The organism is Nostoc sp. CCY0012 (genome assembly GCF_963920855.1).
In the GTDB taxonomy this organism is placed as follows: Bacteria; Cyanobacteriota; Cyanobacteriia; order Cyanobacteriales; family Nostocaceae; genus Cyanocohniella.
Genome location: NZ_CAWUDM010000017.1, coordinates 1 through 25233, shown reverse-complemented (window position 1 = coordinate 25233; position 25233 = coordinate 1). Strand labels below are relative to the sequence as shown.

At 40.2% G+C, this 25233-nt stretch carries 19 protein-coding genes; 8 read left to right on the top strand and 11 right to left on the bottom strand.

The window, feature by feature from the left end; genetic code table 11:
• Nucleotides 1-107: 107 nt before the first annotated feature.
• From ACM0OS_RS06780 to ACM0OS_RS06765, 4 genes are all read left to right on the top strand, one after another.
• Nucleotides 108-950 carry a peptidoglycan-binding protein gene (locus tag ACM0OS_RS06780; RefSeq protein ID WP_414542405.1) on the top strand — a complete coding sequence of 281 codons (843 nt, stop codon included), beginning with the start codon at nucleotides 108-110 and terminating at the stop codon, nucleotides 948-950.
• Entirely contained in the window at nucleotides 943-2211 is a 1269-nt protein-coding gene (locus tag ACM0OS_RS06775) for a tetratricopeptide repeat protein (RefSeq protein ID WP_414542404.1), read from the top strand. Before ACM0OS_RS06780 ends, ACM0OS_RS06775 begins: the two co-directional genes overlap by 8 nt.
• A gap of 285 nt (nucleotides 2212-2496) precedes the next feature.
• The gene (locus tag ACM0OS_RS06770) at nucleotides 2497-2790 is read left to right on the top strand and encodes a type II toxin-antitoxin system RelE/ParE family toxin (RefSeq protein WP_414542403.1); all 294 of its coding nucleotides are present in this window, start codon (nucleotides 2497-2499) and stop codon (nucleotides 2788-2790) included.
• Nucleotides 2791-2804: 14 nt separating this feature from the next.
• Nucleotides 2805-3119 carry a HigA family addiction module antitoxin gene (locus tag ACM0OS_RS06765; RefSeq protein WP_414542402.1) on the top strand — a complete coding sequence of 105 codons (315 nt, stop codon included), beginning with the start codon at nucleotides 2805-2807 and terminating at the stop codon, nucleotides 3117-3119.
• Between the two features lie 108 nt (nucleotides 3120-3227).
• Here ACM0OS_RS06765 and ACM0OS_RS06760 read toward each other — a convergent pair whose 3' ends face one another.
• The 6 genes from ACM0OS_RS06760 to ACM0OS_RS06735 form a co-directional block, all read right to left on the bottom strand.
• Nucleotides 3228-5384: a hypothetical protein gene (locus ACM0OS_RS06760; RefSeq protein ID WP_414542401.1), complete on the bottom strand. Its 2157-nt coding sequence runs from the start codon at nucleotides 5382-5384 to the stop codon at nucleotides 3228-3230.
• Between the two features lie 377 nt (nucleotides 5385-5761).
• Nucleotides 5762-9334 carry an AAA-like domain-containing protein gene (locus ACM0OS_RS06755; RefSeq protein ID WP_414542400.1) on the bottom strand — a complete coding sequence of 1191 codons (3573 nt, stop codon included), beginning with the start codon at nucleotides 9332-9334 and terminating at the stop codon, nucleotides 5762-5764.
• Nucleotides 9335-9432: 98 nt separating this feature from the next.
• Nucleotides 9433-9996 carry a WD40 repeat domain-containing protein gene (locus ACM0OS_RS06750; protein ID WP_414542399.1) on the bottom strand — a complete coding sequence of 188 codons (564 nt, stop codon included), beginning with the start codon at nucleotides 9994-9996 and terminating at the stop codon, nucleotides 9433-9435.
• Between the two features lie 70 nt (nucleotides 9997-10066).
• Nucleotides 10067-11656: an ATP-binding protein gene (locus ACM0OS_RS06745; protein ID WP_414542398.1), complete on the bottom strand. Its 1590-nt coding sequence runs from the start codon at nucleotides 11654-11656 to the stop codon at nucleotides 10067-10069.
• Nucleotides 11653-12174, bottom strand: a complete 522-nt coding sequence (locus tag ACM0OS_RS06740) for a hypothetical protein (RefSeq protein ID WP_414542397.1) — start codon at nucleotides 12172-12174, stop codon at nucleotides 11653-11655. The genes ACM0OS_RS06745 and ACM0OS_RS06740 overlap by 4 nt, the downstream gene beginning before the upstream one ends.
• 253 nt (nucleotides 12175-12427) lie before the next feature.
• Complete coding sequence (locus ACM0OS_RS06735) at nucleotides 12428-13744, bottom strand: acetyl ornithine aminotransferase family protein (RefSeq protein ID WP_414542396.1); 1317 nt, start codon at nucleotides 13742-13744, stop codon at nucleotides 12428-12430.
• A 286-nt stretch (nucleotides 13745-14030) separates the two neighbouring features.
• Here ACM0OS_RS06735 and ACM0OS_RS06730 point away from each other — a divergent pair, with 286 nt between their 5' ends.
• Entirely contained in the window at nucleotides 14031-15380 is a 1350-nt protein-coding gene (locus ACM0OS_RS06730) for a hypothetical protein (RefSeq protein WP_414542395.1), read from the top strand.
• 38 nt (nucleotides 15381-15418) lie between these two features.
• Here ACM0OS_RS06730 and ACM0OS_RS06725 read toward each other — a convergent pair whose 3' ends face one another.
• The 3 genes from ACM0OS_RS06725 to ACM0OS_RS06715 all read right to left on the bottom strand — a co-directional run bounded on the left by ACM0OS_RS06725 (nucleotide 15419) and on the right by ACM0OS_RS06715 (nucleotide 18327).
• Nucleotides 15419-15784 carry a VOC family protein gene (locus ACM0OS_RS06725; protein WP_414542394.1) on the bottom strand — a complete coding sequence of 122 codons (366 nt, stop codon included), beginning with the start codon at nucleotides 15782-15784 and terminating at the stop codon, nucleotides 15419-15421.
• Between the two features lie 170 nt (nucleotides 15785-15954).
• Nucleotides 15955-17451: an aldehyde dehydrogenase family protein gene (locus ACM0OS_RS06720; RefSeq protein ID WP_414542393.1), complete on the bottom strand. Its 1497-nt coding sequence runs from the start codon at nucleotides 17449-17451 to the stop codon at nucleotides 15955-15957.
• Nucleotides 17452-17610: 159 nt separating this feature from the next.
• Nucleotides 17611-18327, bottom strand: a complete 717-nt coding sequence (locus ACM0OS_RS06715; protein ID WP_414542392.1) for a cyclase family protein — start codon at nucleotides 18325-18327, stop codon at nucleotides 17611-17613.
• A gap of 111 nt (nucleotides 18328-18438) precedes the next feature.
• Between ACM0OS_RS06715 and trxA the strand changes: the two genes are divergently transcribed.
• From trxA to ACM0OS_RS06700, 3 genes are all read left to right on the top strand, one after another.
• The gene (gene trxA, locus ACM0OS_RS06710) at nucleotides 18439-18765 is read left to right on the top strand and encodes a thioredoxin (RefSeq protein WP_414542391.1); all 327 of its coding nucleotides are present in this window, start codon (nucleotides 18439-18441) and stop codon (nucleotides 18763-18765) included.
• Between the two features lie 472 nt (nucleotides 18766-19237).
• Nucleotides 19238-20440, top strand: a complete 1203-nt coding sequence (locus ACM0OS_RS06705; RefSeq protein WP_414542390.1) for a glycosyltransferase — start codon at nucleotides 19238-19240, stop codon at nucleotides 20438-20440.
• Nucleotides 20441-20566: 126 nt separating this feature from the next.
• Complete coding sequence (locus ACM0OS_RS06700; RefSeq protein WP_414542389.1) at nucleotides 20567-22252, top strand: SulP family inorganic anion transporter; 1686 nt, start codon at nucleotides 20567-20569, stop codon at nucleotides 22250-22252.
• A 15-nt stretch (nucleotides 22253-22267) separates the two neighbouring features.
• On the opposite strand, the gene ACM0OS_RS06695 is transcribed toward ACM0OS_RS06700, so the two are convergent.
• Together ACM0OS_RS06695 and ACM0OS_RS06690 are read right to left on the bottom strand one after the other, a co-directional pair.
• Nucleotides 22268-23128 carry a universal stress protein gene (locus tag ACM0OS_RS06695; protein ID WP_414542388.1) on the bottom strand — a complete coding sequence of 287 codons (861 nt, stop codon included), beginning with the start codon at nucleotides 23126-23128 and terminating at the stop codon, nucleotides 22268-22270.
• 23 nt (nucleotides 23129-23151) lie between these two features.
• A complete protein-coding gene (locus ACM0OS_RS06690; RefSeq protein WP_414542387.1) occupies nucleotides 23152-24627 on the bottom strand; it encodes a SulP family inorganic anion transporter in 1476 nt (491 codons plus the stop codon).
• Nucleotides 24628-25233 lie beyond the last annotated feature (606 nt).

Sequence of the window (25233 nt, the reverse complement as noted above, 5' to 3'; positions counted from 1 at the left end):
CGAATTGCATAAGTGTGTAGAACAGCGTTTGTATCAATATAAAATTTGCCGACTTACAAAGTTAAGTAATTTATTCTTGCCAAAAGAATTGTCTAGGAGAATTAACTATGCTAAAAGTCAAAGATGTAATTGAAAAAGGAAATACAGGTTTAGTCAGAGGTCTGAGTCTGCAAATCATTGCCGTGATGAACTCAATTTCACCCAATGTTTTAGTTGACTTTAGCGATCTCAATATCGATGTCACTGGAAATCAAATCAATCCCTTTGTCCAACCAGCTGCTAAAGAATCGCTGCGATTAGCAATCAAGCAACGGGGTACTAAACTAGTTGTCAACTCAGTCTATCGCACAGTTGCTCAACAGTACCTACTACGAAAACAGTTTGAACGCAGGCTATTTGGGATTACGGCTGCGGCTTTACCAGGGTCTAGTAATCATGAAAGTGGACTGGCGTTAGATATTGAAGATGCTGATAGCTGGGAACGTTTTTTTCAGCCCCATAATTGGATTCGGTTGGGGCGGGATTTTGACTTTCCCCACTACGATTACCGACTTCCGGCTGCAACTAAGCGGAATTTAGGTAGGATTGGGATTAGAGCATTTCAAAGGTTATGGAATCAATATAATCCCCACGACCTAATAGCAGAAGATGGTAGTTTCGGGCCGCAAACGGAAGCGCGTTTAGCCAATTCACCGACAGATGGTTTTGAACTCTTCTTTTCACGCAATCTACGGCTTCAGTCGCCTCCCTTACAAGGTGATGATGTCACTAAGGTACAAGAAGCATTGCTGAAGACGAAAATTACGGAAATTGATATCCAGATAACAGGAATATTTGATACCCAAACCGAGCAAGCTGTCAAGCAATTTCAGGAAGCAACTGGGCGATTAGCTGTGGATGGAATTGTCGGCCCGATGACACTGCAAGAATTGGGACTGGAGAATGAATAATATTGATACTCAAAAACTGCAAATCAGTCATGTCCTCAATGAATATCTGCAAGCATTACTAGGAATTGAGGAAGCAAAATCAGATGTATCTGAACAGCAAGTCTTAGCTGTTTTATTGACACGGGATGCAGTTCATGCAGAATTGATGTCGAAAGCTAATCCAATACCTCCAGATGAAGTTACGAAACTCATGGAGTTGGATAGACGACTGAAAGTTCAAGCCCACAAAATTGTCAAAGTTGGACAACTGCAAGACTGGTGTAGCAGTATCCATCCTCCCAAAGAAGCTTGGTGGTGGTTTTTGGAATCGGATGAACCAGATCCTTGGACTCGTTTTGATGCGATTTGGGATGGACTAACAACTATTAATTTAACGGCTGTAGTCAGTTTTTTAGCCACTTTCAGTTCACAATTTATTGTCAGTGGGCTGGATTTGCTAACAACTTTTGGATTAGTGGGGAATGGGGCGATCGCACTACTAGTTTTTGGCAGTTTAACCCAATCCGGGCGAGAGAAGTTACAAAAACTGTTGCATCAACTGAAGTTACCTGAACGTTACTGTAGTGAAGTATCTTTCGGTATTTCGGCATTGTTATTACTAGGGGCGATTTATTTGCAAAATTCATTACCCCAGTTAGGGAAATACTACTATCAACTTGGGTTGCAGAGTTTTAGCAAAGCTGAATTTACCCAAGCGAAAAAGGATTTAAAGCAAGCCATCGCTTTTGATTCTGGTAATTTTGATGCTCATTTATTGCTGGGTAAAACTTTCGAGAATTTGGAAAATTTGCCCAACGCTAGGACTCATTATATGCAGGCTTTACCTGGAAATAACGCTGAGACTTACAATAATCTGGGTCGCTTGTATCTTGGTGATGAAGATTACTTGACGGCGGAAAGCTTCTTTTTGCGCGGTTTAGATTTAGTTAAAGCTGATAATTTTCCGATCAGATACTCCTTACTAACAAATCTCGGTTGGGTGGAAATAGAGCAGAATCGTCATGGAGAGGCGGGGCGAAATTTGGTAAACGCGATCGCGCTGAACGAAAAACAACCCACTCATCAACAGCGATGGGAAGCGAATTGTATATTTGCCAAGGTACTGGAAATCCAAAAGGATAGCAAAGGTGCGATCGCTCAATCTACAACTTGTGTGAATAATGCCTCTAGTTACACGACATTTGATTACCGTTGGGCGATTTTGGCAAGAAGACGACTAGAATCTGTCGGGACGGAAGGTGTTAATTTTCAGCAGAAATAATCAGCATTCACCTCGTTAAATCTTCATGGCACAGGATCCCATCCAATAATTCAAACTCTCTCCCTAAACCATCATCCCAGGCAAGAAACTCTGCAAAAGTCAGTGGTTGTGTGACGGTTGCGTACATCGCACTCGCTCCATTGCTGACGGGTACTTCACTCAATGCTACCAAGATGTATAGTTTTATTTACCATAATTATCAGGTTGTAGTGAATCGGTAAGGCGATCGCGGAAAATTTATAGTTGATTTTCTGATAGCATGATAACCGTGTCATCATGCTAGTTATGATAGTATCGTTTAAGGATAAAGCGACTGAAGACATTTTTGATGGTAATGACTCAAAGGAAGCCCGAAAACATTGCCCTATAAACTGTTGGGAAGTTGCACAGAGAAAATTAGATCAACTCAACGCAGCGTTCTCATTGGATGATATGAAAGTTCCACCAGGTAATAGGTTAGAAGCTTTAAAAGGCGACCGTAAAGGTCAGCATAGCATTCGGATTAACGATCAATACCGGATTTGTTTCACATGGACACCTCAAGGCCCCTCAGAAGTTGAAATAGTAGACTACCATTAGGAGATTATCAAGAGATGAGAGTTCCAAAGCATAGACAGCCTTCGCATCCCGGTGAAATATTACTCAAAGATTTCCTAGAACCAATGGAAATATCACAACGAGAACTTGCAGATGCAATTCACGTTCCTTACCAGCGAATTAATGAGATTGTAAATCAAAAGCGGGGTGTTACGCCTAGTACAGCATTACGGTTAGCAAAATTTTTTGGCAATAGTTCAGAATTTTGGTTAAACCTCCAACAGAATTGGGAACTTTACCATGTTCTCAAGGAAGAAGAAGCGGAATTAAACACTATTGCACAGTTCAAAAGTTCTGAAGCAACGGCTTGAGGTAAGGTAATAGAAGGCAATGCCAATAGATTAGTATAATGTAAATACTTGAGTGGGTAAATTCCTGTACGAAAACATTCAGTGACTTGCCATAACTAGCATGAATGTTTACTCCTTTGTGAAGTGGATTAAATTTCTGCTATATGCTAAATTATTAGCTATAAGAGTTGTAATAGGTAACTTTGTTGGTTCAAAAATATTTATAGAGTAAGCCTTAGTCAACCAATAAATTTCTTCTGTAATTTCTGTAACTTTTTTGTAACCATATATTTTTCTAATTTTTAAAGGATTAGGTGCTGTCTTAGTATTTAAAGCTTGATCATTTGTAATTAAATATGAGATTTCATCTGTAAAAATATAGTAACCTTCAAAACCATCTAAATATGTAGTTTGCTCCTGTATGTTTGAGTAAAAACCAATTAATGGATTCCCACTTTTTGTAACTTCGACTAAATTATATTTTTGAATACCAATTTCTCTCATGACTCGATGGTATGACTCGACATCTTCCTGAAATTTACCATCTCTATGTATAGTGATACCTTGATATTGATTAGTTGATAAATTCAGAATATATTGAAAATATTTAAATAATTCTTGATAAGATATACTTTCATTATTAGCTAATTTTTTAATTGTGTATGTACGGATTAAGCAACCATTATTATCAATAGCAGTTAAAGTTAAATTGCTAAACTTATCTTTATGATTGTGTCCCAAGTCAATTCCTACAAATAGATGATTTTGGTCTTGAATATCAATTTGGTTAATTTTCCAAGGAATAGCTCTATTTCGCACACCTATTTTTAAAAGTGAGTTAGCAAGAATAATTTCTTGAAATGTATTAACTATATCAAATTTTAATTTTTGTTTTTTAAAAACATCTATTATACTTTTATTAGTATTATCAATTAATTGCATATATATAAAATTTGATTGAAAATCTTTAATGTCAAATAAATGTAATAGATAGCTGGATTGTAACTTTTGAATTTCATCTTTAAAAAATACAGAATTAAAATTATTATAATCAAATGTAATAATATCATATTCAGTTATTAATGGTACAAAATTTTTATATAAAAATTTTATTCTGTTATTGATGTTATGAATAATTTTGGTCAAGGATTCAGTTTCTAGTTTTTGAACAGATACTAAAACTTTAAGAGTCATATCTTTAGGCATTCGGAATACACCTGAATGGTGTAAACCTTTTGCTGGGGTATGATGAAGCTCTCCATTTGAAAAAATATATTTTCTAAATTTATGAATTATTTTATATTTATATTGTATCTGGTTTATATCTGAGAACTGTATGATTTTTAATTTTTTATCAACTACTGCATCTAAATTATTAATGAGATCAACAGTATCTTCTATATTAGTCTGCTCAAACCAAAATTTTTTCTGAGAAAACCGTAAATTATCACATCTTTTATCGAAAGCTTCACAAGAATCAAATGTGTCAAACACATTTTCTATATCTCTAATATCCGATATATATTTAACTTTTTTAGGAACTGAACGCCCTGTTCTAATATTAACTAGTTTATGTTCTTTGTAATTAATAGGTTCCTCTAAATCTAATTGTTTTACTGGCTGTATTGTGCGCGAAAAGTTTGTATACTTTAAATTTATCCATATTTTTTCTGAATTAATATATTCAACCGAATATTCAACGCCTTTTTTAACAATAAATCTAAGCTCTTGATCTGTAATTTCCTTATTATTGAATATAATTGCTTGAATGTTTTTAAGTTCAAATTTATCATGTTGGTTTAAAGAAAACCTCAATTTTTCTGAAATTGTACGAATGATTTCATTTGATGATTTATCATGTATTGGTAAAAATGATGTGTCTACTGGTATAGCAGTAATAAAAGGTTGATAATTAGTACTAAATATTTGATGATTTATATTCAAGTTGTTTAAATCTATTATTAATTGCCTGCCCACATTTTCCAGTTTAAATATATCAAAAAATAATCTAATCTTTGATTGGTGATTAATCTGCTGGTATTTCTGCAAAAATAACCGATGCTCATTTTCATTAATAGGCTCTATATGATGAATTAAAAAAAAGTTTAATAATATATTATCTGGATTTATCTGCTTCTTCCAAACTAAATACTTACATTGCTGAATAAGATTAATATTTTTATATGTTGTATAGGCTAAATTGAGCTTGTAGTAACTTTGATCCTCAATATCAAAGTTACAATTTGGTACATATACAGCTGCTTTAGCTGGAGTTAGTAAGAACATTTGATTTAAATTAAGTTATTTGAAAACAGTGAGGGAAATTATTACTGTTTATTTAGTATTCCCATAATCTGTTGATACATAACATCTAGCCACTAATAATTAGTCTAGTGGGGCTGCATATACTGATAAATGCCTCTTTGACAGCGTAACCAACTATTCTCTAAAGTACAAAGAGGCTAAATCAATTGACATTTTTACCCCACCTACGTTAAACAAAAGTGGGTCATGAGTTATCTGTCAGCCGTCCTTTTGTAAAGCTATTTTCACAACCTCATGAAAGACATCTTTAGCAGACATGGGCATTGATTATAGTATTTCCAATTTCTAAGATATCGTGTCGCTGCATTTTCAGCACTTTTCTACAATATAAGAGCTATTTACTGAGATACTTTTACTGTACTGAGCTTATCGCACAAACCCCTTTCATGCTCCTTAACATCTGCACTATTGAGTAAATAATCCCTCACGCAATTACAAGCCTGCGCCAACAAGTTCTCAGGACTGGAATCAAAATCTAAATTCCAGAGAGTGACTTTACCCAGGGAATCGGAAGAAGCCAAAACCTGACTATCCTGGCTCCAACTAAGGCTTTTAACCCCAGTATCCAGACCTGCAAGGGTTTGCAGCACTTCTCCTTTACGGTTCCACAGCTTGACTGTCATGTCTTCACTGGCTGTAGCAATAATTTCTCCATTGGGGCTAAAACTCACTGCATTCACCTCACCCCCATGTCCCAGCAGAGTCAATAGTTCTTTACCCTCTCGGTTCCAGAGTTTCACGGTTTTATCTTTACCGGCTGTGGTGATAACTTGACTATCAGGACTGAAACTTACCGCCTGTATCCCTGCTTGATGTCCTTTGAGGGTACCTAGTTCTTGTCCCTGGCGATTCCAGAGTTTAGCCGTTCCATCTTCACTAGCGGTAGCGATAATTTGGTCATCTGGACTGAAACTGACACTTCTGACACCAGCTTGATGTCCGCGCAAAGTCATGATTTCTCTACCATTCAAATTCCACAGTTTAACTGTTGTATCCCAACTAGCACTAGCAATGGTTTTACCGTCGGGGCTGAAAGTTGCGCTTCTGACATCTGCTTGATGTCCGTGCAACGTTGCTATTTCTTTACCATTTAAATTCCACAGTTTGACGGTTTTATCTCGGCTGGCGGTAGCGATAATTTTACCATCAGGGCTGAATTGCAGACTTCTTAAGGTGTCGCTATGACCGTTAAGTGTCACTAATTCTTGTCCTTGAAGGTTCCAAAGTTTCGCCATTGTGTAACGACTAGTTGTACCCAAAGTTTTACCATCTGGACTAAAACTGACACTCCCCGCAGCAGCTTCACCAAGATTGAAACTTAAAGATTGGAATTTTCCTGCTTCCCCATTATCTATATTCCACAATCTCACAGTCCCATCTTCGCCACTGCTGGCTAAAAGTTTTCCGTCTTTACTCAAGTTGACACCCCAGACAGCATCGGTATGTCCATGAAAAACTTGCAATTCCTCACCTTTGCGGTTCCAGAGTCGGATAGTTTTATCCGAGCTTGCAGTAGCAATAGTTTGACCGTCGCGGCTGAATACTGCATTTACCACGGTATCACTATGACCGCGTAGTGTTGCCAGTTCTTCCCCTTGTAAATCCCAAATTTTCGCGGTCTTGTCTCGACTTGCTGTTACTAGGTTTTTGCCATCCTCACTGAAATTAACATACATGACCCAATTCTTATGGCCTCCCAGAGACAATAATTCTTTGCCATCTAAAGACCAAACCTTTGCTGTACCATCCCGGCTGGCGGTAGCAATCATGTTTCCCTTGGGGCTGAAATGGACACCAACAACTGGGGCTTTATGGGTAGGAAAGGATTTTAATTCCTGTCCTTGGAGGTTCCAGAGTCTCATTGTCCCATTCCATTCCATTGATGCCACTGTCTTACTATCAGGGCTAAATCCGACACACGCCACCCAATCTTGATGATTTAAGGTGGCAATTTCTTGAGCATCCTCCACACGCCAAACTTTTACGGTTTTATCTCGACTGGCGCTGACCAGCATCTTACCGTCGGGGCTAAAATTAACGCTCCACACTGCATCCGTATGACCACGTAGGGTATGTAATAATTTACCGTCACGCTGCCAAATTTTCACGGTTTTATCCCAACTGGCACTGGCGAACTTTTGCCCGTCAGGACTAAATTTAACTCTTGTGACTACATCCCCATGACCTACTAAACGGTTGCGTTCGCGTACCCAGTAGAGAGACTGACGTAAATTCTTTTCTACTTGCACCTTTAAATCTGTATCTGCATTGTCCCAGCCTATCTGCTTTAACTTGATACCAGCCTTGAGACTTTCGAGTAAAGCATCAAAGTTATTATGGGACTCAAAAGCTGTTTCTGAGGAGAAAGTTAAAGCTTTAATCTCGCCCAAACTTACTTGTCGCTTTTGTTGCGCGGTTTGCCATGTGAGTAACCCGGAGATTCCCAAGAGAGTCACAGCGACAACAGACAGCACCGATAACCCCATCATTCCCCGGCGAATCGTTTGTTTCGCTTGCTGTTCGGCGGTTAGAAGGATTTGGTTTGCTTGTTGAGATGCAATTAGCGCACTCTGTACCTCGCGTTTCTCTAGTTCCTCACTAGCGGCTAAAAAGCGATAATCCATATTACTCAAACTCTTGCCCTTTGCCCAAGTTTGAGCATCTTTGAGGGCTTGTCCACGCAGCAGGTTGGTTTCATCCTGATAATTTGAGGCTACCCAAGCGTTAATTAAATCTGCGTAGGGACGTAACTTTTTTAATTGCTTCTCTACCCACTCTAAATTAAAAACTTCTTGATAAATGCGATTATAAACTTGTAAGCTACCTTGTTTTTTAACAACCAACCCTGATAAAAGCAATTCGATTTTTTCTGGTGAATCATCGGCTGGCACACCGCCGTTTTGTAAGATTTGCAGATACAGTCCCAATAATCTGCTGGCGCGTTGTTCGTGGCAAAGTAATCTGTCGCGGATGGTTCTTAAATGGGGTGGTTCATCCAGGGAAGCCCAGTTATCTATGATATTCGATCGCACTATAGCAGAGATTTGGTCAGCGATCGCTTCACTTGGGATCAATATCTCCTGCATCAGTTTCTTGAGGAAAGGGGATTCTATGGCAGAAAGGCTTCCCTGTTCTCCTGTTTCCCAATGCCAATGCTGTGTAACTAATTGACAAAGTTTTTGAGTTAAAAATGGTTGACCTCCCGTCCAAGCCAGTATTTCCTTCAGTGCTGCTTGGGGATTTTCTACTTTATGCGCTAATCCTATTTCTAATGCTTGAACTTCTGCCAGATTAAACCCATTTAACTCAATTGCTCGCCCAATATTAAACGGTGTGCGAGTTTTATCTGTAATTAAATCGGAAGGCGTAGCTACTCCCAGCAGCGCAAAAGTAAAACGCTTATGTTCGTGACAAGCACGAATCAGGGCAAAAAAATCATCAGTATTAAATGGCAAGCTAATAGTACTGTCGATTTCGTCAAAAAAAATCACTATCGGCTGCTGAATCAATTCCGGTAAAACAGATTGTAATAATTCAGCCAAGCGACCGACTGGAGACAAGTCTTGTCTTTCTCCTAACCAATTGCGGACATTAATTTCAGTAGAAAGCTGGAAACTCCGCACCAGTCGCATAATGATATCTGCATACCACTGGTCAGTTGTGATGTTGCTGTTGCCAATTCCTGACAGGTCAACTGTTGTACAAGCAATACCATCCTCTTGCAGTCTTTTAGCCACCTGCACCCGCAAGCTAGATTTACCCATCTGCCGACAGTTGAGAACGTAACAAAACTCACCTGCTTTGAGAGCATTGTAAAGTTCTTCGTCTGCCTGCCGTACTACATAGCTGGGTGCATCAACTCTGAGACGACCCCCAACTTGATATTCGTAGGATGAAGTTAGTTTTTGCACGGGTATCCTTGCCTGACAATTCTGAATTAATGCGATACATTACAAAGTTGACTTCTATATTTATAGAGGTACTACCCGTAGCTGTCGATGTAGAAAAGTTAAGGATTTTCTTCACTGGCTGCTATGACTGCATTGGTTTTGGTGTCAATGAGAATGGGATGGTGACGTAACCTATCGCTTGCAACTTGGAGTATGGTTTCTAAATTATCTTCTATCTTATGTAGTACATGATTATCTGGTTGACAGCATTGATTAATTATCTGACCTTCCCAATTCCATAAGTTTACTATCCCATCTTGACTACCAGTAACTATATATTGCCTGTCGGGACTGATAGCAACTGAGGTGACTTCACTTGTATGACCGAACCAAGGTTTACCTATGGGTTTGCCGTTAATATCCCAAAGACGTACTGTTTTGTCATGGGAACCTGTGACAATATACTGTCCATCGGGACTGATTGCTACTGAAGTAACTGGATATTGATGACCTACAAAAGGTTGAGCAATAGCAAGACCATCTATGCGCCACAAGCGAATGGTATTATCTTCTGAACTACTGACAATAAACCACGCCTCAGAATTATTGTCGATGCTGAGTTTAGGACTAATGGCAATGGAAGTAATCGCTGCTTGATGACCCCGGAAAGGTTTGACTACCAAGTTTCCTCGTAAATTCCAGAGGCAGATGGTTTTGTTTTGGGAACCACTGATAATATAGTTACCATCTGGGCTAAATTTTACGGAAGCGATCGCGCTCGGCTATACTCACATCTATGTATTCATGTTCTTCGGTGTTCAAGTCTCGCAGTTGAGCAAATACCTGTTTTTCGCGTAAGGTAAATATTTGTTCTAGACGAGTCCCCCGCAACAGTTCTTCTCTAGCTTTCTCTGCATCAATTTGGCGAACTTTATGCCAACGATTAGTTTCATCAGCCAACCAATTTCTTAAGATAATTGCTTCTTCTTGATCTCGAATCCACTGCTGGAGTTTATCCCAAGAGTACAGTAATATTTCATGAGCGATCGCTACTGTAGCATTTTGCTGACTTAAGGATAAAACATCACCGCTATTGGTGGCTTCGTGACTACTAACTAGCAAATTGGCATTAATAAATGTTGTCAGTGTCTCCACTGTCTCAGTATCTTTGGCAAATTCCCGACGATAAGCCGGACGGCTGACTGGTTTACGTCCCGACTCCGATTCAGAGATATTTACCAATGCCAAGAAAATTTGTTGGGTAACTTTTTGTTGATTGGCTCTTAAATCATTGTAAATTTCATTGACGCGTTTTTGTAGCGCTCCTCTGACTCCACCGATAGCGTTATAACTCGTAATATTCAAGTGTCGGTCGGCAATGTGAGGACGATTATTAGCCCCCATCAATTGACATTCCATCGTCCACAGCAAATCTAAGGTATATTGCAGCAAAGGTAAATAACCTTTTTGCCCTTGGACATCTTTAATAATGCGTTCCACTAAGCCAGTTTCAAACACCACACCATGCAAAGCGGCTGGCTGTTCAACGGCCAAACGCAACTCATCCGGGTGCATATCTGTGACTAAATGAATATTATTTTGATTCGTCAGCGCACCTAATGTGGGATAAAAACTAAATTCCTCTAAAAAATCCGCCCGCATTGCTAGAACAATCCGCACCATGCTATCCCCAGCATTGGCAACTTGTACCAGTCCATCAATAAAACACTGACGTATTTTGGTATCATTACCATTGGTGAATAATTCTTCAAACTGGTCTATAAAAAATAGCCAGCGTTCATGAGGTTTTTTCAGCGTGTGAATTAATTCTTGCAGGGTTTGTGAATTTACTTGTCGGGCGATCGCAGCTTGAGATTCGGTAAATTTGTAATCTTTTTCTTCGTTTTGCAAACATTGATAAAGCGATTCAAAGGGGTTCTGCCGGGGAGTAAAAATAAAATTGTAAAATCTTTGCTCAACAGTTAACGATTTTTGTAATTCGGGGATAACTCCGGCGCGGACAACAGAAGATTTCCCACTCCCGGAAGCACCCAGCACCACACTAAAGCTGCTATTGTTGACGGCATTTAATAACCTAGCAATCAATTTATCTCGCCCAAAAAAGTAATCGCGGTCTGTGGCGTTAAACCGCATCAATCCTTTGTAGGGTGAAGCTAGCTTCAGGGGAAGTTGGGTAACTTTTTCCGGGGAAACTTGAATAATTTGGGTAGCAATTTGCGTAACATGCTGCACAGGGGCAAAAGTCAGGACATTTCCTTGTCCATTGATACTGACATTTTGCAGCAGATTATCTTGAGATTGGGGTGAGTCTGCTGTATTCATAGGATAGGAATCCCCCAAGCTTTAGCGATCAAAGAAGCCACAGTTAACGTCGGGCCTGCTAGAGTTTGGATACCTTCTAATCCCTGCTTGAGAGAAGCGATCGCTTGTCCTACAATACCTTGATTAGGTTCGGGTTTTTTTAGTTCTGCTTCCACCTGGGTGACTTGGGCTGTAGCACCAGCTTTCATCAGGGGGTCGAGGGTTTCACTTTCATCAATCGCTTGCTTGAGTTGTGTTAAGGATGCTAAAGCTTGTTGTTTTTGGGGCGAAGTTTGTTGAGTAAAGCTTTGAGAAAGTGACACATTACCATCTCGATTCTGCACAGGAGAGAAATTTAAAGCATTATTTTCTCCTCCCATACTGATACCACTCACGGTATTCACTTGGTTTTGCTCTGCTTGTGTATCTGTAGGTTGAGTAGCTAAAACCTTGGGTAGCTGCATCTGAAGTTGGGCTTTTTCTTCAGATGTCAGTGCAGCAATGCTGGCTAAAACTTGTTCGACGCTCAATTTAAACATAGGCAGAGTCAGAAAAATGTCTGAGAATTACGTATATTTGAGAAACATACTGAAATTATTCCCAAAATCTGACATCAATACTGTACGTGCGCTGATTTTTGAAAGGTGAGAGGAATTAATGCCTTACTGTCCAAGGAAACAACATAAGACCGTGTAATACTTGGGAAAGTTTTGGCGGAAATTGTGTATTAAACGTTACAATGTAAATAAGATTTTACCGTGTATTACTATTTAGATGCCATCGCCTGATTGATCACATTGATGCCACAACATCTGAGATAATATCTATGGCAATCCGAATTTGGTCGCTATTAATAACCAGAGGGGGACAAAAACGAATTGCGGCTTTACCACAACCCAGCAATAATAGACCCCGTAAGAACGCTTCTTGAATAATGCGATCGCGTAGTTGAGCATCAAGATTACCTTCTTCGTCCCATAAATCTACCGCCACCATTAAACCTTTACCGCGCGGCGGCGAAATTCTGGGAAACTTCTCGTGCAATTGGGTAAGACGAGCTTGTAATAATTCACCCATTTGGGTAGCATTGCTCATCAAGTCGCTTTCTAGTAGTTTGAGTGTGGCAATACCAGCAGCACAAGCTACAGGATTTCCCCCAAAGGTGGTAGCGTGGGAACCAGGCGGCCAAGTCATTAACTCCGGACGAGCCAAAATAGCCCCTAAAGGCATTCCACTAGCGATACCTTTGGCGGTAGTAATGATATCAGGCATCACCTGCCAATGCTCAATAGCAAACAAGCGACCAGTACGCCCCATACCAGCTTGGACTTCATCAACTACCATGAGAATGCCATAGCGATGGCATATTTCCCGAATCCTTGCTAAAAAACCATCTTCTGGAACAATATAGCCACCTTCGCCTTGAATTGGTTCCACAACAATTGCGGCTACTTCTTGGGGCGGTAGCATGGTGTTAAATAATTTTGTTTCTAAGTAATCTAGACTGGCGTGAGTACCGTAGGGAATATGAGTCACCCCAGGAACTAAAGGGCCAAAGTGCGCCCGTTGCACTGTTTTAGAACCAGTCAGAGACATAGCCCCATAAGTACGACCGTGGAATGCTCCTAAAAAGGCCACAATGAGCGATCGCTTGGTGTAATATCGAGCTAGTTTTATAGCACCTTCATTCGACTCCGCCCCAGAATTAGTAAAAAATACCTTAGCGGGAAATTTACTTGTCCCACCAGGAAAGGGGGCGCGAACCGCTAATTGTTCAGCGAGTTCCACCATCGGCTCATAATAAAAATCAGTCCCCGACATATGCAATAGCTGGGCTGACTGTTCTTGAATAGCTTTCACTACTTGTGGGTGGGCGTGTCCAGTGGCGGTGACAGCAATACCCGCAGTCATATCCAGGAAGACATTACCGTCTACATCTTCTACCATACAACCTGCACCACGGGCCACAACCAAAGGGTAATCACGGGTGTAAGAAGGAGAAGTGACAGCTCGATCGCGTTCTATAATTGCTTTAGCCTTAGCCCCAGGTAAGGAAGTTACCAAGCACGGTTCACTAGGTAAGGGTTGGTTAACAGGTATATTTAACATTTTTTTTAGATTTTTTTGATAATTATTAACGATTAAACTGCCAAGGGCGTTAGCTGACAGTAACATTTGATGCCATTTGTGTCATAATTACGTATTGATAAAAAAATAAAAAACTCTTCCCCAACTCCCAACTCTCCACTCCCTATAAAAAACAGGTTGCCCTTCCGAAATAAAAGAGGTATGATGCCCCAATTGTATACACAGCTAACCCATTGTCAAGTTAGCATTCTGTAAATACTGAGCAATTGCAACTATTATTTATTATTAGAAATTGATTTTTTAGCTTATGCGTACTTTATTCAGCCAAAAACTCCGCTTCACATTGGGTGTAGCTGCTTTGTTATTTGTTAGTTTAGCTAGTAGCCACATATATACGCGCTCAAAACATCAACAACACAGCCCCGAAAATCAGGCTGAACAAAATTTATCATTCACCCAATCTGAAAATTCAGCCCTTCCGCAAACGCAGCTTGCCCTAATTTCTCCGCAATTTACGCGCACATTCTCCACTATTTGGCAAAATCCTTTTATTGCCCGACAAATAATTGACCAGAGTATCAATACACCTTCATCAGAGAATTTGGTAGCATCAATACCTGTAACTTATCCTGTGATTGATGAATGGAAAAAATATAAGTTCAGTATTCAGGGTAATCAAATTTTAAGTCAGTCTAAACTACCAACTACTAATCTCAGTTTTAATCAAGGCGATTTATTAACTGTTCTGAGTAATACCAGAAAATATTTCCAAGACCACACTTCAGATAACCCAGATATTCTTCGTAAAGGGCTGTTAGGTACTCAAGGAGTCTCTGTAGAAGATGTTATCAAAACCTTAGACTTTATGATTACTGTGCTGCGGGAAGATATTTCTAACAATCGACCGACGCGATTACAAAATGCTGATTTTATTAATACTAACTTCCGAGTGATTAAATGGTCTGCTCATAATCCCAACAATCAAAAGCAGAAGCAAGTCAGACTGACCAAATATGCTGTGTTTACTCATTCAGGTTCTCGTACCAAAACATCAACTTTTAATACACCAATTTATAGTTTAAAAGAAGATAATATTAATGATGAGTTTTACACAAGATACACCAAACAAGATGTGTTATCGGGCATTTATGAACCAGGAGGAAAAGAGTATGGTAGAGTTAAACCCCTGGCATATCTCACCCGCGACGCTTTAGAAGAAGCACTGATGCAGGGAACCATACTAATTAATTTTACAGATGGGTCACAGGCCTTTTTTAATGTAGATCGAAATAATGGCATATCTTATGTGCGGGGATTAAAAGCAACAGCACAAAAGCGTTACTGGTATTTTAGACAGGTGGATGCGATTAAAGGCTATGGACATAATATAGAGTCCAAAATATCTGTGAAACCAGGCGTAACTTTTGCTGGAGATATCCTCAATATTGGGTTAGGTAGAGTAGTGGTAATTGAACATAATACGGGTGGACGCAAAAACTTACAAATGGGAGTAATTGCAGATACAGGTGGAGCGTTTTTACCTAATCTTTATCAACTTGATTTTTTGGCAGGGACTTTTCGTAATCGACAAGAATTTAATCGGCATATTAGGCAATTACCTGAATATGCTAATGCTTATTTTCTAGTTAAAAAATGAAGATGAGGGCTTTAGCCCTCACTACAAACTTAATAAGACTATCCTCTAGTCAATAGTTCTAAATTATGTCCATCGATGTCATAAAAGTAGAAACCACGACCACCCATTCTATGGTTAATTTGACCTTTATTTTGATGCATGGGGTCGCTGCTATATTCTAGACCTGCATCTTTTATCCGTGCGAAAATAGTATCAAATTCCTCATCACTGACATGAAATGCATAATGATGAGATTCAAAATTTTCTCTATCTGCAAAGTCAAAAGTTAGGTTGTCATTAACATGAACAGCCGCAAAATGACCACCAGTATTCTCAACTTTTAATCCAAAAATTTTGGCAAAAAACCGTGCTGATGCTTCTTTATCGTGTGCAGGCACAATAGTATGATCTAGGGTAATTGTCATCTTACACCTCACATTTTTATTTGGGTGTGATTCTGGCGAAAATACAGATTTTGTAACTCTCTTGTTGTCCTAAAGTTTACTTGGAGGACTATAAACACCAATGAAATATCTGTATTTCTCTATTTTATCTTCCTACTCCCCACTCCCTACTCTCTACTCCCCACTCCCTTTTAACTGCGATTATCTATTTGGGCGCGTTGTAAACTGCCAGAAAAGTCAACATAGACACTTTTCCATTCTGTGAAAACATCTAAGGCAGTAGTACCAGCTTCTCGGTGACCGTTACCTGTTTGTTTGACACCACCAAAGGGTAAGTGTACTTCAGCACCAATAGTGGGGCCGTTAATATAAGTGATACCAGCTTCGATATCGCGCATAGCTGTAAAAGCTCGATTAATATCACGGGTGTAGACTGAAGAAGAAAGACCGTAATTGGTGTCATTGAGAATTGCGATCGCCTGCTCAAATGAGGTAACTTCGATTAATGCCACCACTGGCCCAAATATCTCTTCACGGGCGACACGCATCTTAGGAGTAACGTTATCTAAAATAGTTGGCTGAAAAAAGTAACCGTTTTTTAGTAACCCCTCACTGGCAATTTCCCCACCAATTAATATTTTTGCGCCTTCCTCACGGGCAATATCCATATATTGACTCACCCGTTGCAGTTGTTTAGCATTAATTATTGGCCCCACCTCAGTATTCGGGTCATCGCCAGCCCCCAGGCGTAACTTGCTGGTACGCTCATAGAGCATGGTAGTAAATTTCTCTTTAATATCACGATGTAAAATCAAGCGACTAGTAGCCGTACATCGTTGACCTGTGGTGCCAAATGCGCCCCAAACCGCCCCATCTAAAGCCAGTTCTAAGTCTGCATCTTCCATCACCACTTGAGCATTTTTACCACCCATTTCCAGACACACTCGTTTGTGAGTCCTTCCACAAGTAGCACCAACAAAAGCACCTGTATCGGAAGAACCGGTAAATGACACCAAATCAATATCGGGATGTTCAACTAAAGCTTTCCCTGCTTCTTCTCCCACCCCATGCACCAAATTAATTACCCCATCGGGTAAACCTGCGGCGGCAAAAATTTCAATTAATTTCGTCGCACAAGCCGAAGTATCTTCAGCTGGTTTGAGAATAACTGTATTACCACACACCAAAGCCGGCATAGCTTTCCAACAAGGAATAGCCACCGGGAAATTCCAGGGAGTAATTAAAGCACAAACACCTATAGGCATTCTCACAGTCATGGCGAATTTATTTGGCATTTCCGAAGGTGTCGTTTGCCCAAATAGTCGCCTTCCTTCACCCGCACTATAAAAAGCGCAGTCAACACCTTCTTGCACATCTCCCCTAGCTTCTGTCAGGGGTTTACCCATTTCTCGACTAATTAACTGGGCCAGTTCTTCTTTGTGCTGGAGTAATATTTCCCCAATGCGAAACACATATTCTGCCCTAGCTGGGGCGGGAACTTGTCGCCAACTACGATAAGCTTGACGCGCAGCAACTACAGCTGTGTCTACATCAACAGCTTGCGAACGGGGAAACGTAGCCACAACTTCATCAGTAACAGATGGGTTACGACTTTCTAGACTGCTTTCCCCAGATGCATTTACCCATTGTCCATTAATGTAATTCAGACAAGTTAAAGGAGTTTTCATAATTCAATTTCTCTGTAAGACGCAACACATCACGTCCCTACAGGGTAATAAACACAATTGAGAAACGCCACATATATCTCAAAATCATACTTGGCGTACTTGGCGTACTACAGCCCTTGCGGGCATCGCTGCGCGCGGGCGGTTCGTCACACAACACATTTACGGTACCAACGCCAACACCCCCACAGGACAACCCGAACCATCCCGCAACCGCAAAATCCCCATCACCAAAGTAGTACCTCTAGGTGGTAGCTGTTCTAAGTTAGTGAGATTTTCTAACACAATGCGCGGTTGTGCCAATACCAAACTGTTAGTAGTAAAACTATTTTCCTGCCCAGGGTCTACACCGTGAGTATCAATGCCTACACCCGCAATTTGCCGTTCATTTAGTAAAAACTGAGTTGTCTCGCTACCAAATCCGGGAAAGTGCATAATTCCTTGAGCATCCTGGTTAAAAAAGGCATTTTTATCTAACCATTTATTTTGCCAGCCAGTATGAAGTAGCACTACACTACCAGCAGTAATTTCACCAAATTTTTGCTCCCAATCTAGTACATCAGCAACATTCAGGGCGTAATCAGGATTAATTGTGGCCTGTTCGCAGATATCTATCACTATCCCAGGTAATACCAGCGACTGAGCAGGATATTGGTCAATTCCTATACCATGAATATGAAAACTTTTAGGAGCATTCATATGAGTAGCACTATGTTCTCCCAGGCTGAAACGCCTCAGGTAATAGCCATTCTGTGAGATATTAGCAACGGTGGCAAATTCTACACCAGGGTCATCTGGCCATTGGGGAATATCCGTGTCAATTGCATGGCTTAGGTGGATAACCTGCGAGTAAGTGATGGTATGGAAATTTTTTGTCATAGTTCACATTCAATTAAAATTGTTTGCTGAGTTTTCGACACGCGCAAGGAAGTATAGTTTTTACAGTTAGTCTTTGACGAAAATTTTAGTTTGATACTGGAGAATTTAAGAATGTCTACCGACTTAGTTGCTTACGTTCAAGAAAGTGAATTTGATACCCTTTTAAGTGAAGAAAAAGTTGTTGTAGTTGATTTTACTGCTACTTGGTGTGGCCCTTGTCGTCTTGTCAGTCCGTTAATGGATCAACTGGCTGAAGAATACAAAGATCGCGCCCAGGTGGTAAAGGTAGATATTGATGAAAATAAACCAATTTTCAAAAAATTTGGTCTTCGTAGCATTCCAGCCGTTTTAATTTTCCACAATGGTGAGTTAGTAGAAACTATTGTGGGAGTTTCTCCTTATGAACAGTTTAGTGATGCCGTGAAAAAACTGCTTTAACTGATTTAAAAGTAGTAACAAATAAGTAGTGATACATCAATAAATACAAGTATGTAGTAAGTAGCTCTAGCCCTTAAAACCTAATTTTGAGCGCTAAAGCACTCACTACGAACTGAGATATATTTACTACACAATTAAATTTAATCTCTCTCCACAAGGCAAATATTAATAATTAATAATTAATAATTAGGTGTTACGTAAAAAAAAATCATATTTCAAAAATAAATATATTAAATAATTTACTGATTTTCCTGTTATGCATTACAAAAATTGAATAATTAGTCACGGTAAATTAATAGGTTTGGGGTTTTTATGTTACATGAAAAAAGTAGATTTAATATCTTATAAGAATTTTAATTAATGTCATATTTTGACTTAAAAAAGTGACAGCGATGACCTGATGCTGATATTGTCACATAATTAAATTTGTTTACTATATACCATCAACCTGAAACTATAGTCTTTCGGCAATATGAAACTTAGTCTATGCATGATTGTTAAAAATGAGGAAACCACACTACCTAAATGCCTCAGCAGTGTGCAAAATGTGGTCGATGAGATGGTAATCCTAGATACTGGCTCAAGCGATCGCACTGTTTATATTGCCCAACAATTCGGTGCAGAATTATATCACTTTCAATGGTGCAATGACTTCAGTGCTGCTCGTAATGCCGCTTTAAAGTATGTTACTGGTGATTGGGTTCTGGTATTGGATGCTGATGAAACTTTGACCCCCAGTATTGTGCCGCAAATTAAGTCAGTCATCGAAAGTGAAGAATATCTCTTACTTAACCTTGTCCGTCAAGAAGTGGGTGCAGAACAATCTCCTTATTCTCTGGTGTCTAGACTGTTTCGCAACCATCCCGATATTCGCTTTGAACGTCCTTACCATGCTTTAGTAGATGACAGCGTAGCCAATATTTTAACCCAGGAACCTAATTGGCAGATAGGTTATTTACAAGGGGTGGCCATATTACATAAAGGATATCAAAAAATTGCGATCGCCCAAAATAATAAATATGCCAAAGCCCAAACAACAATGGAAGCTTTTCTGGCTACCCATCCGGATGATCCCTATGTTTGCAGTAAGTTGGGGGCCTTATATGTGGAAACTGGCAAAATTAACCAAGGCATGAAGTTATTGCAAAGAGGCATTAAAGGTAGTGCGGAAAACTACGAGATGCTGTACGAACTGCACTATCATCTAGGCATTGCCCACAACCATTTACAAGATACCCCACAAGCTATTTGGCATTATCAAGCTGCTATCAAGCTACCAATTTACCCCATACTCAAGTTAGGAGCATACAACAATTTGGGTAGCTTACTGAAGGCTAATGGCGATATTAATGGGGCAAAAATAGCCTACGAAACAGCTTTGAAGATAGACCCGAATTTTGCCACTGGACATTATAACTTGGGAATGATCTTCAAAACATTGGGTTTGTTTACCGATGCGATCGCCTCTTATCAAAGAGCCATTAAGTTAAATCCCAATTATGCCCAAGCTTATCAAAATTTAGGAGTAGTACAGCTGAAGGTGGGTAATGTTCCAGCTAGTTTAACAGCTTTTAAAAATGCCATTCTACTCCACGAACAGCAAAACCCAGAAGAAGCGCACAGACTACGCCAAGGATTAAGTGAGATGGGATTACTCAAGTTTGATGCTCTTTAAATAGCAGTCATTTTTCTGTTTTAGATGATATGTATTGTTCGACAGGGTGACAGTAAAAGCCCTTATAACTGACCAAAAAGTCAAAAAACATCTGACCATAACTCATCGTATTCCAGCATTCAAGTCATGAAACTTGTGAATAAAATTCATTTCAGGAATCTCCGGGGCGATCTATTTGGCGGTTTAACCGCCGCAATTGTGGCACTACCTTTGGCCTTAGCCTTTGGGGTTTCATCAGGTGCTGGAGCGATCGCCGGACTCTATGGTGCCATTTTTGTGGGCTTTTTTGCTGCCCTTTTTGGTGGTACACCCTCCCAAGTCTCCGGCCCCACAGGCCCCATGACTGTAGTCATGGCCACAGTTTTTACGATGTTAGTCGCTAGACATCCTGAAACTGGTCTAGCCATATCTTTTACAGTGGTAATTTTAGGTGGTCTGTTTCAAATTCTTTTTGGGGTGCTACGGCTAGGACAATACATCACCCTGATGCCCTACACCGTAATCTCAGGTTTCATGTCTGGCATTGGCATCATTATTATTTTATTGCAAATTGGCCCTTTGGTTGGTTACCAGAGTCGAGGCGGAGTGTGGGGTATAATTGGGCAGTTACCTACTTATTTCAGTGATCCTAAACCAGCAGCGTTAGGTTTGGGTTTGCTGTCATTGGTAATTGTGTTTACCGCACCACCTAAGCTCAACCGTATCCTCCCGGCTCCCTTATTAGCCTTAGTTGTGGGGACTTTGGTATCAGTAATATTTCTGGGCAATAATGGCGATATTAGCCGCATTGGGGCCATCCCTAGAGGATTACCCACCCTCCAAATGCCAGTATTTGTCTTGAGCGATTTGAGGGATATGGTGGTTTATGGGCTAATGCTGGGGGTGTTGGGATCGATTGACTCATTGTTAACTTCTCTAGTAGCAGACAATATTACCCGCACTCAGCATGATTCCAATAAAGAATTAATTGGTCAAGGTATTGGTAACTGTATATCTGGGTTATTTGGGGGCTTACCAGGTGCAGGGGCCACCATGCGGACAGTAACTAATGTGCAAGCCGGGGGACGTTCTGCTTTATCAGGCATATCTCATGCCTTCGTACTGTTAATCATTACATTGTGGGCAAGTCCCTTAACTACAGTAATTCCCCATGCAGTACTGGCAGGAATTTTACTCAAAGTTGGTATTGATATTATTGACTGGGGATTTATTAAACGAGCGCATCGCATTTCCCTGAAGACAACAGGTTTGATGTATGCGGTAATGCTTTTGACGGTATTAGTCGATCTAATTACAGCCGTTGCTGTGGGAGTTTTTGTGGCTAACTTGCTCACAGTCAAAAATTTAACAGATTTGCAAAGCGATCGCGTCAAGGCGAGTACCGAACCGACAAATGAACTGAGACTGACTCCAGAAGAACAGACTTTATTAAGCCAAGCTAGAGGCCGCATATTACTGTTTCAGTTAGGCGGGCCAATGAGTTTTGGGGCGGCAAAAGTCATTTCCCAACGCATGACAATTGTTAAAGACTATACAGTGCTGCTGTTAGATATGAGTGATGTCCCCCTATTGGGAGTAACGGCTGCATTGGCCATTGAAACAATTGTAGAAGATGCCGCCACTCAACGTCGCCATGTTTTTCTAGTTGGGGCGCAAGGAAAAACACAACGCCGCATAGAAAAGTTGGAACTTGTAAGGCGATTTCCCCAAGTTTACCAAGTGGAAAATCGTTTCCAGGCTTTAGAATCTGCCTTAGCATTGATTTCGTCAGATGCACCTGCATCGGCTTCGACAACCGCAGACGCTGATTAGGGTTTAAAAAAGCGATTACCTAAATACTAAAACAGGAACATGAGTATTTCGCAGTATATGTAATGTTGTACTGCCAATGACCAAACGTCGAATCCGGCTATGTCCATAAGCCCCCATAATGAGTAAGTTGATTTTTTGAGTTTCCATATAGTTAATAATTGCCTGTTCTGCTTCCCCTTGTAACAACTGGCATACTGGCGTAAAACCACCTAGAATTAATTGATGTTGGGTAGCTTTTAAGGAGGCTTGGGCAGCTTCATCATGTAGTTTTTTAGCTACACTTAGCACATGCAACTCCAGTCCTTTAAAAGCCGGGGAGTTGACTAAAAACTCTATTGCCCTTTGGCAACTCTTACTGCCATCATCAGCTAATAAAATTCGGTTAATTGGCTGATATTTGCGTGATGTCACAAAGCAAGGCTTTTTAGTAGAACGCAACACTCGTTCCACATTTGCACCCAAATGTCCTGAGGCAAATTCAGCATTTTCGCCGCGTTTACCCATCATAATTAAGTCAGCCTGGGCTTCAAATTCTTGGAAACTATCCACCAAAAAGCCAATGTGATGCGTGAGTTTTACTTCACTAATCCCTTGTTCAGCAAAGAACTTTCCGGCAGTTTCCAGGATTAATTTAGCTCTTTGATTGTTGATTTTAGCTTTTTCGTGTTCTAACTCCACTAAGCGATTTAAAAGTTCACGAGAGGCATCAAAACCCAAACTAGAACTGTAGTCTTTAGAAACAACTTTTTGGGAACGTACATCACTAACATGCAGCACTTCAATGGATGCTTGTAACCGGGAAGCTAACCAAGCGGCATATTGATAACTATTCTGAGAAAAGGTAGAACCATCTGTGCAGAGCAAAATTCTTTTCATTGGAATGGAATCCCTGGGATAATTTAATTGTCTGCGGTGGCCGACTTATCGTAAACTGCCAATTTATTCAGTAACGTGGCACTAGCTTCGTTCATACCTACCACATCTACCTCTGCACCGTTACGGCGAAACTTAATCACTACCTTGTCAATAGCATTCACAGCCGATTGATCCCAAATATGGGCATGGGTTAAATCAATCTTGACACGGTGCAAGCTTTCTTGAAAATTGAATGCTTCGAGAAATTCATCTACCGATAAAAAGAACAGTTGCCCGGCAATACTATATGTCCGGTAGGTTTGATCGGCACTAATTACTGAGTCTACAAATACGACTCTGGCAATGTCGCGCGAAAAGAAAACGGCGCTGAGAACGATACCTACTAACACTCCCATCCCTAAGTTGCGGGTGAGTAATGTGACAAAAACCGTAGTTACCATGACGGCTGTTTCCGTTCTTGGCACTAAATTTATCGTCCGCAGAGAATTCCAGTTAAAAGTACCAATGGACACCATCACCATCACCCCTACTAGGGCCGCCATCGGGATTTGCCTTACCCAGTCGCCTGCTACCAAAATCAGCAAAATTAAAACCAGTCCTGCACAAAAAGTTGATAGTCGAGTGCGTCCGCCGGACTTAATGTTAATCACCGATTGACCAGCCATAGCACAACCCGCCATACCGCCGAGAAATCCTGTGGCGATGTTGGCAATACCTTGACCTACTGCTTCTCTGTTTTTATTACTAGGAGTATCAGTAAACTCGTCAACTAAGGATACCACCAACCAGGTATTTACCAAGGCGACAAAAGTCATACTGAGTACATAAGGAAAAATAATTCCCAATGTTTCCAGGTTGAAAGGGACTTGGGGTAACTGGAAAAAGGGTAAAGTTGAGGGAATTTCACCCATGTCACCAACTGTAGGAACTGTGATCCCACCGAAAATGGAAATTATTGTCACGATAATGATTGCCACCAAGGGGGACGGCACAGCTTTGGTAAACCTAGGCAATATATAGATAATCGCCAAAGTTAACGCCACCAATGGGTAAACTTGCCAAGGAATTGTTTCACCAATCACCTGTGGTAACTGCGCCCTAAAAATGGAAATCCCCAAGGCATTAACAAAGCCAATCATTACAGCCCGAGGCACGTATTTCATCTGGCGGCCTAACTTCAGCCAGCCACATATAATTTGGAAAATTCCGGTGAGAATTGTAGCTGCAAACAGATATTCTATGCCGTGATCTCTAACTAAATTAATCATCAACAGTGCCATCGGTGCTGTAGCGGCAGAGATTAAGCCTGGTCTACCACCGAGAAAGGATGTAATTATGGCAATCAAAAACGAGGCATACAGTCCCACTTTTGGGTCAACACCTGCAATTAGCGAAAAGGCGATCGCTTCTGGAATTAGGGCTAGCGCCACTAAAGTCCCTGCCAATATGTCTGCTTTGACATTAGAGAACCATTCTCTTTGCAAAACTTTTGTGTTCAAATTATCCTCCGCTTCAGATTTAATTGAGGAGACAAGAAACTACACAGAAAAACTTCTTTCATCTTGCCTTTGCTGTGTGCAAATGACAAAGATAGCTGACGCTTTTCCTCAACTTAATTCTGATGACCCCAACTATCAAAATTACACTTAATTGCAGTCGTTAAATGTATATCATTTAACTAGGTTTTCTGGGCTTTTGTAACGTCTACTTTCTGCCACTATTCATCGGTTAGATAAACAAATAGAATTAATGAAAGAACAACTAGTTACTAAAAACAATGTTGCTATTCTTCGCCAATGTATTGCAGATTGTCTATTTGCTTCAAACTACATCTAAAACACGATGCTGCTAACATTAATATAATTGAACACTAATCCCAATCAACTGATGCTAAGGTGGAATATTGCATTGACAGAGATTGAGTGAAGTTTTTTTAGACCTGAACATTGCACTATATTTTGATAATTACTTGCATGAAAGTAATTAGCGTAAAATTAAAAAATTACTTGATAAGCTTAACAATATCATATAAATCTTCACAACTGCAACCGACCTTAACGGGTGACAAGGCAGTTGAAGATGAGATGTGGCAACAATTTGAGAAA